Raw genomic sequence first — 16,220 nt, 5'->3', positions numbered from 1 at the left:
GTCTTAAAAATTGAAATTCAACCCTAATGTGTAAATCTTTGGAACAGGGTAAGCCGAATAGTCGATCCCTGGTACCAATGGACTTATATCCCCTCTGTTTATGTTAGTTCCTTCTGGGTTTCCATCATAATTGGTAAATAAGAATGGATTCTGAAGGTTAGCATAAATCCTAAGGTTGTTTAACACTCCACCAATGCTCTTAGGGAGGGAGTAGCCTATTGTAATGTTCTTGATCCATAGGTAATCTGTCTTTTGGACAAATAGGGAATGGGTATCACGATACATTACACGGCCTCTACCAGTACCATTGGTTGTTGGTACCAAACCACTACCTGGATTAGATTCTGATCTCCAACGATCAGCAACCTCCTTACGCACATTGAATACCCCGTCGATGTTGTCTGTATAGAACCTGGTCGCATGCAACATTTCCTGTCCCATGGAACCGACCATCATCACTCGGAAATCGAATGCTTTATAAGTCAAGGTATTGGTCATACCAAAGTTGAAGTCAGGATAAGGATTACCGATTACCGCAAAGTCATCATTTGGTGTAATCTGGCCATCTCCGTTCACATCCTTCATTTTTAAGTTCCCTGGGATTGCTCCTGGGAATGCTGGATTATTGTCTACATCTGCTTGATTTTGATAAATTCCTTCTACCACATAGCCAATGATCATACCTACCGGTTGACCAATCTCGGTGATATTGGTAAAGTTTCCTTCCGAACTCTGTCCTGAGAAGATAGGGTCTGTACTACGGCCGAGGGCAATGACTTTGTTGCGGTTGAATGAAATATTGAAGTCGGTATTCCAGGTAAAGTTTTCACGGGCAATATTTGCTGAACTGATTGAGAACTCGAAACCTTTATTTTCGACATCACCACGATTTTCTACTACGGAGCCGAATCCTGATGAGTTAGGAATTGGGGTATTCAATAATAGATCTAAGGTGTTACGTTTATAATAGTTGGCGGTTAAAGTCAACCGGTTATTCCATGTAGTGAAATCCAAACCAATGTTCAACTCCTTCATCCTTTCCCAACCTAGGAAGCTGTTTCCAAGACTGTTCATCACACGACCTGGTGCCAATCCGCCTCCAAAAATATAGTTGGAAGCACCGATGCTGCTTAATGAAGCATAATTGGCAATATTGAAGTTACCTGAACGTCCATAAGAAGCCCTTAGTTTTAACTCATCGATCCATTCTTTATCTTTCAGGAAAGCTTCTTCGGATAATCGCCAACCGACTGCAACCGATGGGAAAGAACCCCAGCGATTGTCCTTACCAAATCTTGAGGAGCCATCCGCACGGAAAGACCCTGTCAAGATATATCGATCTAGGTAGGAGTAGTTAACCCTAGCTAAATAGGATATCAATCCCCAGTCTTCAATTCCTGTGCCTCCGGTTATTCTTGCTGCAGCATTCAAGGTCTGAATGTCGTCATCTGGGAATTGGGCACCGTTGAAGTTGGCATTCTTGTTCTTTTGCATTTGGATGGAATAACCTGCCAATGCAGAAATCGAATGTCCGTTATCTGAAGAGTAATCGTAGTTTAAGGTGTTTTCATTTGCCCAGTTGATGTATTGGCCTCTTCCATAACTTCCGCTAGGAATAGATGCACCAGGGGCATTTTGATTAGGTAGAGTGGAAGGTCTAAAGGTCTCGCCACTTTCATCTTGATAGTCTACGTTGAAGGTAGTCTTGAACTTTAGGTTGTCCAAAAAGCTATATTCTGCATAGGTACTCATCAATAGCTTTAACTTGGAGCTCTTGTTGGTCCGCTCATTTAAGAACATCACAGGATTTGGGTTCCCAAAAGTTCCAGCAGATTGAATATACGGAACATAGGAGCCATCATCGTTATATATTTTGGCGACAGGAGTCGTGATCTCAAAGAATTCATCCCGTCCTTGTCCATTGATTCCACCTTCAATGTAGGATAGGGTAGGGTTGATGTTCATCCCTAATTTTAATTTCTTTGCAAAATTCCCTTCCACATTCGCACGGATGGAGAAACGGTCAAAGCCCGAGTTCAACATCACGCCCTTCTGGTTCAAATATCCTGCAGACACAAAAGAACGAATGCTTTCATTACCACCAGAGAAATTCACGTTGATATCCGACATCGGAGCGATTCGGGTAACTGCATCATACCAATCCACACCTTCACCCAATGCAGCAGGGTTTCTATATTCTTCAGGGATATCATTTATTGTGGGTTCCCTTCCTTCTTCAAACCTGATTTTATCTTCGATGGCCTCTTTCCTGAATTGTGCAAATTCTTCAGCATTCATCAGGTTAGGTCTACCTTTCTGAGGGACTTGTTGTAAGCCGGAACTTGCCGCTACATCGATTCTCATCTTACCATCCGTACCACGTTTGGTATTGATCAAGATTACCCCATTAGAGCCTCTAGAACCATAAATTGCCGTGGCAGAAGCATCCTTCAATACGGTCATCGACTCAATATCGTTGGGGTTGATGGTTGCCAAAGGATTTCCCCTTTCACTGGATGATCCAGGAACTGGAAATCCATCAATAACATAGAGTGGCTGGCTACCAGCACCAATTGCCCCAATTCCCCTGATCTGAATCCTTGGTCCACCACCTGGAGTACCATTGGAATTACTGACCTGTACTCCCGAAAGTTGTCCGGTTAATGCTTGGTCAGGACTAGCGATAGCCTGTCCTTTTACATTTTTCATGGACACAGCGGCAATCGATCCAGTAACGTCTTTTTTCTGCTGACTACCATAACCAACGACTACCACTTCGGTAATGTCCTCACTGCTACTGTCCAATGCAATGTTTTGTGTACCAGCAGCATTGACAACGATTTCCTTCGAAGTGAAACCAATATTGTCAAAGGTCAGGGTTTGGCCTTTGTTCAATTCGATTTCATAATTTCCGTTTTCATCGGTTGCAGTCGCCGAGTTTGTGCCTTTTACGCGAACAGAAACACCAGCAATAGGAACCCCATTGGCATCACTAACCGTTCCTGTGACCTTGATTTTCTCTTGACCAAACAAGTTTAAGTTGCTGATGCCCGTGTTATGTTCCACGGAGATGTTGTGTGTTTCTTTATTCATAGTAGAATAATTGTTGACCTCGGAATAGCCGGCCTGCGATAGAATCAAAGCAGGAAAGATCAACGATAATTGCAGGAATCTTTTCTTGGGTTCATTTCCGAATGTGAACCCTAAAACCCTCCTAAATGTTACGATAGGCGCAATTGATCGATGGTTTTTAGTTTTGTTTAATTGGTCATATTGCATACCTTTGCAAAGTTAAATGGTTAAACAATAAAGAGTTTCGACCCTCTTGGTTAGTTTAAAAAGACCATTGATATTGAACCGATAGTGCGGGAACACTGTCGGTTTTTTTATTGGTCTTTTTCAATGTTATTGTTCAATAACAGATCATCCTTTTTCTAAGTAATACATGTTTTCGTTTTTCATTTGGTTTATTGGCAGTCTAGGTTGAAGAGCTACCGGAATTAGTTATTAGTTATAGGTTGCCAATACTTTGGCTGTAATCCAAATATAGCTATCCACTTTAGGTTGAGCATCCTGCACCGTCCTGTAGAATGGTTTTGAATGAGGATTGGAGGGGAGAAAAGGAGGGGAGATTTGAGAGGTGTTTTAGTCGTGTCACCCTGATGCAAGAAGGGTCTCGGAGTACGATTTTGACTTGAGTTCCATAAAGTTCCGAGATGTTTCGTGCCTCAACATGACAAAATAAAAGAAACTCACAAAAACACTTTTTCACTCACTAATCAGGAATTGGTTTAGGATCTAGTGTAATTCTTCTGCTTCATCGTTAAGAAACTTCCATTCTGGATTAAAATCATTTATTAATGCTTCCTTTTTCGCTCTGGTCCATCCCTTAATTTCTTTTTCTTTATTAATAGCCGCACGTATATTCTCGAAAATCTCATAAAACAAGAGGTATTTTATCTTATATTTTTTTGTAAAACTATTCATTCCATAATTTTGAAACTCATGTTGATATAATCGATATCTCAAATTATTGGTAACTCCAGTGTAAAGGACAGTCCTTGATAGATTTGGAATTATATAGACAAAATATAATTTTTTGATTGGCTTCATGTCAATAAGGTAGGGGTTCTGTATTACTTAGAACTTTACTTTTTATTAATTAATCCCCCCACCTGATAGGACAGGATAGTCTTACCCTTACCCATTCCTATCTTTAATCAATCCCGCTTTTCTTCCAAAACTTATCCACTTAATAAAACTATTGCATAAAAAGGATGAAAATGGAAAGGTAATTTCCGAAATTGAAGTACCTAAAATATTATACCTGATTAAATCATAACGAATGGGGACCCTAAGGATAGTATGCTGTATTTGTCTAGGCTTGTTGTTAAACCTTGCAGCTTCGTATGCTAGCATACAGCCTAAATATCTGCGTACAGAATATAAGATCAATCCCTATGTAGAAGAAAGTAAACCGCGATTGAGTTGGGAGCTTGAAGGCAAGGGATTCAACCAATCTCAATTAGCTTATCAGGTTATGGTAGCCAGTTCGGAACCCTTGCTTAGAAAGAACCAAGCAGACCTTTGGGACAGCAAAAAGGTAAATGGCAACCAAACCAATCAGATTGAATATGCTGGAAAGTTACTTCAGTCGGGACAACGGGTTTATTGGAAGGTCCGCTCCTGGGATGAAAAGGATAGAGTTGGCAAATGGTCGGAAATCCAATATTGGGAATTGGCGAAACCTAACCCACAGGATTGGAAAGCAAAGTGGATCGGGGTTGATTTAAACCACTTAGCTCCTAAAGGAGAATATCATTTACCACCTTCGCCATATTTACGAAAAGAGGTCTCTCTAAAGAAGAAGATTAAATCCGCGCGATTATACATTAGCTCCCTTGGACTCCATAATTTTTATGTCAATGGAGAAAAGATAGGGCGCGATTATTTTGCATCAGGTTGGACTGACTATAATAAGCGTGTATATTACAATGTATATGATGTCACAGACCAATTGAGCGATGGAAACAATGTGTTTGGCGCCATATTATCCAGTGGCTGGTATGCCGGTTATTTAGGCTATGCCTTGTTGGTCGGTTCCCCGCAGGTAAACCAGTTCTATGGAAAATTCCCTCTTTTGAAGGCACAGATCGATGTAACCTACGAGGATGGGAGCAAAGAGCATATTGCCTCCGATTCAAGTTGGAAATACAGTACTGGTGCCATACTGGAATCAGATTTCTTGGAAGGTGAAAAGCATGATGCCAGAAAGGAACCACAGGGATGGAATAGGGTTGGTTTCGATGCAAGTGCGTGGACCGATATCCAAGAGTTTCCAGACCAAGAAGGGCAGGAACTTGAAATCTATCCAAGTAATCCAGTTCGGGTATTGCAGGAGTTATCCGCCAAGTCCATTAAGAAAATTGCTGATGGTCAATATATCGTGGATTTTGGCCAAAACTTCGCTGGTAATATCCGGTTAAAGATCAATGGCAGCAAAGGAGATTCCCTGGTCTTTCGATATGGAGAAATGCTGTTTCCTGATGGTAAGCTGATGACGGATAACCTGCGAAAAGCAAGAGCTACGGATACATACATCCTAAACGGGTCAAAGAATGAGGAGTGGAGTCCTAGCTTCACCTTTCATGGGTTCCAGTTCGTGGAAGTTACCGGATTAAAAGTGGAACCTAGCCTTGATTTCTTGACAGGCTTGGTGATGAGTTCGGATCTCGACCAGGTAGGAAGTTTTGAATCCGACAATCCCATGCTAAATCAGCTGTACAGTAATATCCTTTGGACCCAGAAAGCTAATTATCTAGATATACCGACCGACTGTCCGCAAAGGGATGAAAGGTTGGGCTGGACGGGCGATGCCCAAGTATATATGCGTTCGGCGATCTTCAATGCCGATGTTGCGCCATTCCACAAGAAATGGATCAAAGACCTGAATGATTCCCAATGGCCGAATGGTGCCTATCCCATCTATGCCCCTATGCCAGTTAATGCAGAAGGGGTAGCTGCAATCAGAGCATCCGATTCTTTCTCACCGGGCTGGTCTGAGGCGGGGATTATCTGCACTTATGAATATTTTAAAGCCTATAATGACCTTTGCATTGTTCGGGAGTCACTTCCATTTATGAGGAAATTTATGGCTTTCCTAAAGTCCAGGACGAAAGGCCATGTGTTGCAGGAAGGAGCTTTTGAAGATGTAAACCCAAAAGGTGGATTTGGAGATTGGTTGTCGGTAGGAGAAAAGACAAGTCCTGATCTATTGGCCACAACCTACTATTTCTACTGCAATAAATTGATGGCTGAGATGTGTCGTGCAATTGGAGATATGCAACTAGCTACGGATTATGAAAAGGAGTCCTTTGCCGTTAAGATGGGGTTCAAACAACATTATATGGACGAACATGGAAAACTGAAAACCAATGCCGCGTTCTATGGAAAGGGTGAAGGCTATGTGGAAGGTCAAAACGGCTTTTCTGGCCATACCCAAACCGCCTATGCCAATGCATTGTATTCAGGAATATTGGATGAGCAGGATGAAGCTTTGGCAGGTAAATATCTCCGAGAGCTTTTGGAAGCCAATGGCAATAAGTTGAGTACCGGTTTCTTGGGTTTCAAGCCGCTTTTGCCAGCATTGACTGCTTCTGGTTCAACTGATAAGGCTTACATGCTCTTACAAAGTACTGAATACCCATCCTTAGGCTACGAGGTGGTAAATGGAGCGACTTCCATTTGGGAACGTTGGGATAGCTATAGCAAGGAAAAGGGATTTGTCCATAATGCAGCCATGAATTCTTTCTCACACTATGCTTTCGGTTCGGTAAACGAATGGATGTTTGAGCATTTGCTCGGCATAAAGTTGAAAGAAAATGGTTTCCAGGAGGTCTATATACAGCCTGAAATTGGTCATTTTGGAATCAATGAGGTAGCGGGATCCTTTCATTCCATAGCTGGCAACATCAAAAGTGCATGGAGCAGGTCGGAAAAGGAAGTCATACAGGAAATCCAGATTCCAGTCAATGTGGTCGCTTATTGCAGTATAAATACGGAGGATCTAAAGGATGTAAAAATAAATGGAGAACCCATTGATCGAAACAACCTCGTACGTTCCTTAAAGAAACTAGATGGGAAAATCTTGGTCGAACTTGGCTCGGGTAAGTATACAATCAGAACAGCTCTTTAATCAAAATATATTTATGAAACAGGTAGCTTTTAAAATGAAACTTCTGCCGGGCAATGAAGCGGAATATCTTCGTCGGCATCAGGAGATATGGCCGAAATTGGCAAAACTCTTAAAAGAGAATGGAATCTCTGATTATTCCATTTTTTTAGATCCGGAGACCTTGGATCTCTTTGCGGTGCAGACCTTGGCTGAGGGATTTGTAGAACAAAAATTAAAGGCAGATCCTATTATGAAGGAATGGTGGGCCTATATGAAGGATCTGATGGAAACCAATGCAGATTATTCACCAAAAACTTTTCCCTTAAAACAAGTATTTTACTTACCTTAGGATGTATACAAAGTAAACCTATATTGTAATACATATCTTATGACTTCCAAGGTAACTGATTTCTTAAAGACCATCCAGATTAGTGACTTTTCTGCTACCCCAAAATACAAGCAGCTAGCCAGTGCTATTATCGATGCGGTCAAGAACGGTGCATTGGAAAAAGAGGATATGCTACCCTCCATCAATGAACTTTCGGTGTATGTGGATATTTCTCGGGATACCGTGGAAAAAGCATATAAGTTCCTTAAAAATGCGGAAGTCATCGCCTCCATTCCGGGTAAAGGATATTACATTGCGACCACAGATGTCAAACAGAGACAGAAGATCGCGATCCTCCTTAATAAGCTCAGTGCCCATAAAAAGTTGGTTTATGATTCCTTTGCAAGAGAATTGGAAGATGATGCCGCCCTCGATCTTTTTGTATATAACTCAGATATCACCTATCTGCGGACCCTTTTAGGTGGATTGACGAAGACCTATGATTATTATGTGCTCTTCCCTCACTTTAAGGAAGGAAGGGATCAAGCTCCTGATATTATCAATAAATTGATTCCACCTGAAAAGTTGATCCTATTGGGTAAGTATATAGATGATATACAAGGGGATTTTGCAGCGGTATATGAGAATTATGAGAAGGATATCTATGGGGCATTGGAAGAGGCCCTTCCTTCCCTGAGTAAGTACCATACCCTGAACCTGATCTTTCCGGACAATAGTGACTATCCCAAAGCGATTATCAAGGGATTCTATAAATTTGCCCAGCAATATGCGTTCAACCATTCTCTAGTCAGTGAATTGGAGAAGGAAAAAATAGAATTGGGTAGCTGTTATATCAATATCGCAGAAGATGACCTGGTTAAGCTATTGGACAAGATCATTAAAAAGAACCTCAAGATAGGGCAGGATGTAGGCGTAATCTCCTACAATGAAACCCCTTTAAAGAAATTTATCCTCAATGGGATCACCACGATTTCCACTGATTTTGAAATGATGGGTAAGATGGCGGCAGAGCTTATCAAGAACAAATCGAAAGATCATGTAGAAGTTCCTTTTTACCTGAAGCAAAGGTCATCAATTTAATGAGTTAGTAAATTTAGTAAGTAAGGATCATCAAAAATCGTTTCCGTTCATAAACAATTTGTTCTGTAATCTGTTCAATATCAGGTTACAAAAGCAATAACCTTATGAAAATCGTAAAGACTGTTATTTTTACCCTATTCGGCTTGGCCTTTATATTCTTCGGAACAGCCAAGTTCATCAATATCATTCCGACACCTGAATTGACTGAGGAACAATTATCCATTACAGCAGCATTAGTGAAATTGAAATGGCTTATCCCCTTGGTCGGTACGATGGAGATTATCGGAGGTCTTTTGGTCGCTATCCCCAAAACTCGGGCATTAGGGGCTATAATCCTGTTGCCTATATTGATAGGAGTATTCCTTCATCATGCTACCTTAGATCCTTCAGGAGCGCCGATGGCTGCCGTATTGGGATTGATTGATATTTGGATCATAGTCGACAACTGGAAGAGATACCTGCCTATGATAAAATAGCACCTTCCGGATCCCTTTTCCATTCAATCGTTTGAACCAGGATTAAATGGATGGGAGGATGGACCAAGATCATGGTATAACCGTGGCATTCTAACTATTTTTGGACGTGCTACTGTAGTGGCGTATTGCAAACGACCGCCCCATACAAACCTAAAATAATATCATCCCTTTGGCTGACCCTTTTCCATTCCTTCGTTTGAACCAGGATTAAAGGGATGGGAGGATAGACCAAGATTTAAACTGCATCAAACAAATAATTGACCGATGGTTCTTTAGCACATTTCCAATTCTGAACGAGGAGTGAAGAATCTGTACGGTTCTTATAAAAATGGCCTGTCATCTTCAATCGAAGATTGAAGAACTGTACACCAATGCTATCATTTTTGATTATCAGTATTTATAGTTCCGAGATGTTTCGTTCCTCAACATGACAGGCAGAGGGAATTAAAGGGTATAGCTCTGAGATGTTTCGTTCGTCAACATGACAAAAAAAGCTAAAAAGATAGCCGCTTTCCACTCTCTCACATCTCATATCTCACATCTCAAATCCAAAAACAAAAAAAGCGAGCATCGCTCGCTTTTTTTGTTTTTCCTATTTCACTGGATATTCCTTAAAAATTCCTTCTACCACTTTCGGTAAATTGTTGATTGATTTTTCAGGGGTTTGAATTTCACCTGATCCTCTCGCTTGCCATACCACCGAATTTGATTTTCGGTCCAAGGCTTCGATGATCAAGTGGGAGTAGCGGACTTTTTCTTTTCCTACCGGATAAGATCTTCCGCCCCAGCCGTAACCCCACCAAGGACTGAAGCCCCAAGGACCACCCCAGCCCCAGCCTGTATTCCCGTACACCATTCTGCTTTTGTTGTTCACTATCGTGATATAACGGAACAGGATGTCTGGATTTTCTTTGCTGTAGCGCATTCCTCTAGCCTCTAATTCACGGTTTGCAGTCGACAGAATATTATTTCTGGCGATATCGTTCGTAAAGTAGTTCTTGGAAAGTGAATCTACAGGAGGTAACCAACCATATGTTTTATATTGTGCGAAGTCCAAAGTCTGGACCCTCGTGGTATTATATTTATAGGAGCTACAGGAGCCTAAAATGAAGACTACCCCAAGTAGCATGATTGACCAAAACTTTTTCATAAATCTCAATTTATTTATTAGACGTATTTTACCTTAAAAAGTTTAACCGCTAAACGAATATTTTGCAACCAATGGCATGGACCTGCCTGGGCCAAATGCTTTAGGGCTAACGCGCAGAATAGGAGGGGCTTGGAATCTTTTGAATTCTGCATTGCAAAGCAGTTTATAGATCCTGTTTACCAAGCTTTCCTCGAAGCCTAAATTGATCACATCCTCCTTGGATTTTTCCATTTCAATCAATTGGAAAAGGACAGCATCCAAAAGATCATAATCAGGTAGGGAATCCGAATCCTTTTGATCAGGTCTTAACTCTGCCGATGGCGGTTTAACGATTGTATTGATAGGGATAATTTCCCGTTCACGGTTTATGTATTTTGCCAGCTCGTATGCCTGTGTTTTATAAACATCGCCAATGACACTGATTGAACCAGCCATGTCGCCATATAGGGTGCCATAGCCAACTGCAGCTTCACTTTTGTTGGAGGTGTTCAAAAGGATGTTTCCAAATTTATTGGAAATCGCCATCAGCAAGGTGCCACGGGTTCTCGCCTGAATGTTTTCTTCGGTGGTGTCTTTCTCACGGCCAGCAAAGGTTTCTTCAAGAGTAGACTCAAAGGCAGCTGCAATATCTTTAATCGGAATAATCTGATGTTGGCATCCGGTATTCTCCACCAGGTCCAAGGCATCTTTCAGCGAGTGGTCCGTAGAATAAACCGAAGGCATCAGGATCGAAAGAACATTTTCAGGACCTAAGGCTTCGCAGGCTAATGCAGCAACCAATGCTGAATCTAGACCTCCTGAAAGCCCAAGTATCGCAGACTTAAACCCTGATTTTTGAAAATAATCTTTTAGTCCCAAGATCAAGGCATCATGGATCAAAGATATTTCCGAGGTTTTGCGTGGATTATACTCCACAGTCGATTTCAGTTCATTGTTGATCAATTCCACAAACTGTAGGTCTTCCTCAAAAGCCTTTAATTCCAAAATTACCTCAGCTTTTTTGTTCAATGCCAAGGAACGACCATCAAAAATGATATCCGTCTGGGCACCGATTTGATTGACATAGATTAAAGGAGCGTTTGCTTTGATCACATTGCGTTTCAGTACATTTTTTCGGCTTTCAAAATGGGTGTATGAAAACGGTGATGCAGCAATATTAATGATCAGGTCGGGGTTCTCTTTGGCCAACTCCAACATGATGTCGCCAACATAAGAATTTGGTCCATCATCATCCCATAGATCTTCACAGATGGTCAACGCAATGGTTTTCTCTTTGAATTTTATGCAGCTTACCTGCGCATTAGGTTCAAAATAGCGGTACTCATCAAAAACATCGTAATCTGGGAGCAAGCTCTTTTTGGTAATTTGCTTAACTTGTCCTTGTTCGATCAAAACAGCGGCATTGTAAAGGGATTTTCCTTCTCCGTCTTGATTCGGAACTGGAGCGCCAATGATACAGGCGATGTCCTGACAGTGTTCAGCAATGTTCTCTATGCTATGATAGCATTGCTGTAAAAAGGCAGTGTTTCGCAAAAGATCCTTAGCAGGATAGCCTCCAATAGCCAATTCTGCAAATACGATCAGTTCAGCGCCTTCATTCTTTGCTTTCAGGATGCTGTCGATAATTTTTTGATTGTTCTTTTCGAAATTTCCTATATGGTAGTTGAGCTGTGATAAAGCAATCTTCATGTGTTGACTTTTATTGTAAAAATAGTAATTTAATTTAGTTATTGCCTAAGGCCTTTATGCCATAAAGTAACAAATACAGGAAAATTTCAGGCCGAATTTAGAAGTCACTCTTTTGTTTTGACCTTATTCGAGACACATTCGGAATTTTCGCAAAATGAATTGAATACTTTGAAAGGATTTCCCGAATGTGTCTCGAATGAGTCTCGAATGAAACCCAAATTTCTATCTAGGTTTTTAGGTTGAGATCCAACAGAAAAAGGCAACCTTTCGATTGCCTTTTTGTAAATATTATTTGATTTTTTGCGCTTAGTTTGCGTTTCTGATATCTGTTACTTCAATAGTAAAGATCAGCGGTGAATCCGCAGGGATATTTTCTTGTGCTTGGTTATCATAACACAAAGGAGAAGGAGCGATAAATCTCACTTTATTTCCTTTTAATAATCCATGAGGTAAAACACCAGAATAACCTGATGAAGCTTTAGGGTAGAACATCACCATCCAAGAAGTGATTAATCTGTTGATGGTCATTTGAGTAGCGGTTGTTTTTTCTTCAAAAACTTTTCCATCCATTAATTCACCTTTATATTTTACGTTTGCAATTACTGGTACCCAACCATTACCTGCAGAAACATATTCGAATGCAGCACTATCAACTGTTGTAGGCAATACTTCGTACCAAATACCGTAAGCTGAATCTATGTTATCACCGAAATGCTCTCTTGCATAAGCTTCAATAAGTGGAGCCTGTTTTTTCAAAGTTGAATCGATTCTTCTTTGATTTGCTTCATAATCAAAATCATTAGTTTCCGTCTTCATACAAGAAGAAACACTTACCACAGCCAAAAGAGCAACTAAGAATAATTTTAAGTTTTTCATATTTGTTTTTAGTATCATTAATAATGCTTCTGATAACGCATGAATTTTTTAATACGCTACAGTTGCGGGTATAAATTTATAAAATATTTAATAGTTGCTTAATACTTAAGTAATTAAATTTTTTGAATTTCATGGAAAAATCGGTGTCTAAGATAATGGTAGTAGGGAAAACAGCCCTGTTTTTGCTGCCCATTAAAATACTTGCCAAGGGGTGATGTTTTCCAGTCCTTTTGGATTTTAATTCGCTCGCGTAGACCTCTCCGTCGAATCTCACGGTATCTACGGATTCTGCGTCAAACTCTACGGCATAATATCCTGAATTGAGCTTTTCGATCACTTGTGGGTCTTTAAAGGTCTCTCCTAGCATCTTTTTGCAATAGGAACACCAATCAGTATGAAAGAAAATCAATACGGGTTTGGGCCTAACCGTCAAAGAATCACTCAATTGCTCAAAGGAAAGCCAGTTGACGGCAGGTTCGTTCCGCTCTTGAGCTTGGAGCGAACCTGCCGTCAATAGGATGGCTATGGATATGAATTGTAACAACTTCATTAGTGAAAATGTCCTACCTTGATACCGAAGGTTATTGTCCTTGGTCTTGATGGTCCATAGATATAATTGGAGTCACGCAATGCGCCTTTGTCAAAATCTTTTTGGAAAGCATTGAAGACGTTTTGCATTCCACCGAACACTTCAATGCTGAAGTCTTTCTTCAGGGAGAAAGTGTAACCTAAACGGAAGTTTGCTTCCACAAAATTTGGAGAGTTTTTCAAGATCATCTCTTCGCCTTCCAAGACATGCGGCACGATCATACTACCGGTGTAAACACCAGTAATGTCAACGTTAAATGGTTCCAATGGTTTCCAGTTGGCATTAAAGTAACCGTAAACGTTTGGTGTACGAACAAACTTTTTGCTGCTTATATTCTCTGCAGGAGTTTTACCTTCATACAATAGCTGCTCATCGGTATATTCAGAGCGTTGAACCGTTCCGCCCATCTGGAAACTATATTTTGAAGATGGAGCAATATTCAATTCCACGTTGGAACCATATACCTTTGCTCCAGATCCATTGCGCATTTCCTGGATGATCAAGTTTTCATCTTGGGAGGTCATGATATTGGTGAATGGATTTTGGAGATCGGTATAGAAACCTTCCAATAGTAAACTGGTCTGTACAGAACCAAAGTTTTTGGTAATGTTAAATGAACCTGTATAGGCATTGGAATATTCGGTCTTTAGGTTTTCGCCGATCAATACGAACACTTGTTGCCCTCCGATGGAAGTGACGTGCATATCCTCGTTGAAAGCTTGTGGAGCACGGAATCCTCGGGCATATCCACCCCTGAATTGCAGGTAATCTGTAATGTCATATAGTAAGGTAAACCTAGGGCTGAATGTACCAAAGTTTTGGGCAGAATTTCTATTGTATCCGGCCAATTTATAGTTTCCATCCACATAAGTGTAATCATAACGGGCACCAATCAAGGTTTTAAGGTTTTCGAGGATATTCCACTCGTACTGCGCATAAGAACCCACTCCATGGGTCTTTTGATCGATCAGTCGATCGTATCCTGGGATATTGTCCTTAGTTCTATTGTTGTTGTATTCCACCCCAGCTGTTATGACATCGCGTTCGAAGGTATAGGTATATTGCGCTCCTACAACCATGGCAAAATCATCGGTGTCACCGTATGCATTGGAAGCCAATACGCTGTCTTGAGCAGTTCTGCCACCTCCTAGACCACCATAGAAGCTTTCTCTATCGGTGATCTGGCCGGAGCCATAGATGGACAGTTTATGTTTGTAATCTTTAGAATACTGATCATAGGTCAAACCTCCGATGAAGGTGTTTGTCCTTAACTGTTCCGTTACATCGGTAAAGTGTGGAGCTTTGTCCAGATTGTCACCACCTCTTCGGAATTCATTCAAGGCACTTAAGTCTAAAGTAATCTTATTGAATTCAGAAGGCTTATAGAAGGCTTTGGTACCAAAAGTGATGTTCTTCAATTTGGTCATTTCCGAAAAACCGTCGCCATTTGCGTCATAGGCTTGACGGTTACGGTGCATTCCGTAGAAAGTAGCACCTGCTTTAAGATCATTGTCTACATAGGAGGTGTTGAAATCAATGGTGTTGTCCCAAGCTTGTCCATCGATGATGGAGTTGGTCGATTTAATCTGCCAATCGTTTTCAACAGGGTCTTTGGTAATGATATTGATCGTTCCGGCAATGGCATTTGCACCAAATAGGGCAGAACCACCTGAACGTACCACCTCGATGCGGTCTATCATGGATGTTGGAATCTGGTCCAAACCATACACACTGTTTAAGGCTGAGAAAACAGAGCGCGAGTTGATCAAGATCTGTGAATATGCCCCTTCCATTCCATTTAATCGCACTTGGGTAAAGCCACAGTTTTGGCAATTGTTTTCCACCCGAACCCCAGGTTGGTAGTTCAAGGTTTCAGACATGGCCACAGACTGTGTTGCGGTAAATAGTTTAGGACTCAATACATTCACGATTACCGGCGCCTTTTTTCTTTCCATACCGTAACGGGAAGCACTGACCACCACTTCGTTCAAGTTTAAGTTGTCTTCATGCAGGACGATGTTCAATCCTGATTCGTTTGCACTGAACTGTTTTTTAGCATTTTGGTAGCCTACAGCCCTTACGGAAAGGCTTTTGCTGTTTTGGCCTTTGGTATCCAGTTCGAAATATCCTAGGCTATCGGTTGAAGTTCCCACTTTGGTGCCATCCAATAGAATGGTTGCATTTGGGACAGCTTGTTGTTTGTCATTGATTACGCGACCTGAAATTTGGGCATAGACTGCCTGATTGCCTAGGCCAAGGCATATAATGATCAGGAAATTCCTGAGTAGAAATAATTTCATATATAATTTTAACTGTTCAATTACATTTGAATCCCTGAAAGAACAGGTATCCAAATAGGGTAGGGCATCATTCGCGCCACTACGTAAATTAATGAATTGCGAACCTGATTGAGCAGTATAATCCCATAGCATATAGGATTGGAGCCAATAGGTTCAAAAAGAAAAATATTGATTAAGCTAAAATTGAAGGGGGGCCACGTCCAGCACGGATATCGTGGATTTGGAAAACAATATTAAAGGTCTTGAATCCGAATTTATAGACATTGAATTCAGGTAAGATCGGTGCTTCAAATACAAATGGGGACCAATGTAAGTAAGAACCTTGGTAGACAATATCCAAGAATCGGATTTCAGCATCGGAATGGTGATGGTGGTGATTCTTTTCGCCAAGGTTATAGGGGTGGATGTGCGTGACGATCTCCCCGGTTGAGGTGACCTCTTTGTGCATGAAGACCACGCCAGAGACGATGATGCCACACATCCATACAAGAAGGAAATGGGCAACGAATTGGCGGTATGAGGTTAGTCTATGCATGC

12 protein-coding genes are annotated in these 16,220 nt (G+C 41.1%); 4 read left to right on the top strand and 8 right to left on the bottom strand.

The annotated features are described in order from the left end of the window. Positions 1-3 precede the first annotated feature (3 nt). Together ACWICE_RS00680 and ACWICE_RS00675 are read right to left on the bottom strand one after the other, a co-directional pair. On the bottom strand, positions 4-3,093 hold the full coding sequence (locus ACWICE_RS00680; protein ID WP_185216014.1) for a SusC/RagA family TonB-linked outer membrane protein: 3,090 nt from the start codon (positions 3,091-3,093) through the stop codon (positions 4-6). 705 nt (positions 3,094-3,798) lie between these two features. Continuing rightward, positions 3,799-4,113 carry a GIY-YIG nuclease family protein gene (locus ACWICE_RS00675; RefSeq protein ID WP_454297416.1) on the bottom strand — a complete coding sequence of 105 codons (315 nt, stop codon included), beginning with the start codon at positions 4,111-4,113 and terminating at the stop codon, positions 3,799-3,801. A 232-nt stretch (positions 4,114-4,345) separates the two neighbouring features. Between ACWICE_RS00675 and ACWICE_RS00670 the strand changes: the two genes are divergently transcribed. The 4 genes from ACWICE_RS00670 to ACWICE_RS00655 all read left to right on the top strand — a co-directional run bounded on the left by ACWICE_RS00670 (position 4,346) and on the right by ACWICE_RS00655 (position 9,079). After that, on the top strand, positions 4,346-7,195 hold the full coding sequence (locus ACWICE_RS00670) for a family 78 glycoside hydrolase catalytic domain (RefSeq protein WP_454297415.1): 2,850 nt from the start codon (positions 4,346-4,348) through the stop codon (positions 7,193-7,195). A 13-nt stretch (positions 7,196-7,208) separates the two neighbouring features. After that, positions 7,209-7,523, top strand: coding sequence for an L-rhamnose mutarotase (locus ACWICE_RS00665; protein WP_185210979.1), 315 nt, complete (start codon positions 7,209-7,211; stop codon positions 7,521-7,523). Between the two features lie 39 nt (positions 7,524-7,562). Next, entirely contained in the window at positions 7,563-8,603 is a 1,041-nt protein-coding gene (locus ACWICE_RS00660) for a GntR family transcriptional regulator (RefSeq protein WP_185210977.1), read from the top strand. Positions 8,604-8,707: 104 nt separating this feature from the next. Beyond that, complete coding sequence (locus ACWICE_RS00655; protein ID WP_454297414.1) at positions 8,708-9,079, top strand: DoxX family protein; 372 nt, start codon at positions 8,708-8,710, stop codon at positions 9,077-9,079. A gap of 592 nt (positions 9,080-9,671) precedes the next feature. On the opposite strand, the gene ACWICE_RS00650 is transcribed toward ACWICE_RS00655, so the two are convergent. The 6 genes from ACWICE_RS00650 to ACWICE_RS00625 all read right to left on the bottom strand — a co-directional run bounded on the left by ACWICE_RS00650 (position 9,672) and on the right by ACWICE_RS00625 (position 16,218). Beyond that, the gene (locus tag ACWICE_RS00650) at positions 9,672-10,229 is read right to left on the bottom strand and encodes a DUF4136 domain-containing protein (protein WP_185210971.1); all 558 of its coding nucleotides are present in this window, start codon (positions 10,227-10,229) and stop codon (positions 9,672-9,674) included. 42 nt (positions 10,230-10,271) lie between these two features. Beyond that, positions 10,272-11,918 (bottom strand): NAD+ synthase, encoded by a 1,647-nt coding sequence (locus ACWICE_RS00645; protein WP_454297413.1) that lies wholly within the window; start codon positions 11,916-11,918, stop codon positions 10,272-10,274. Between the two features lie 306 nt (positions 11,919-12,224). Next, entirely contained in the window at positions 12,225-12,794 is a 570-nt protein-coding gene (locus tag ACWICE_RS00640; RefSeq protein WP_185216018.1) for an FKBP-type peptidyl-prolyl cis-trans isomerase, read from the bottom strand. 76 nt (positions 12,795-12,870) lie between these two features. Further along, on the bottom strand, positions 12,871-13,344 hold the full coding sequence (locus ACWICE_RS00635; RefSeq protein ID WP_454297412.1) for a thioredoxin family protein: 474 nt from the start codon (positions 13,342-13,344) through the stop codon (positions 12,871-12,873). Next, complete coding sequence (locus ACWICE_RS00630; protein ID WP_185210963.1) at positions 13,344-15,683, bottom strand: TonB-dependent receptor; 2,340 nt, start codon at positions 15,681-15,683, stop codon at positions 13,344-13,346. The genes ACWICE_RS00635 and ACWICE_RS00630 overlap by 1 nt, the downstream gene beginning before the upstream one ends. A 172-nt stretch (positions 15,684-15,855) precedes the next feature. Continuing rightward, positions 15,856-16,218 (bottom strand): hypothetical protein, encoded by a 363-nt coding sequence (locus tag ACWICE_RS00625; protein ID WP_185216020.1) that lies wholly within the window; start codon positions 16,216-16,218, stop codon positions 15,856-15,858. Positions 16,219-16,220 lie beyond the last annotated feature (2 nt).

This window comes from Sphingobacterium sp. NPDC055346 (assembly GCF_053645235.1).
Note: the sequence above shows the minus strand (reverse complement) of the source record. Positions and strands in the feature narration are given on the sequence as shown.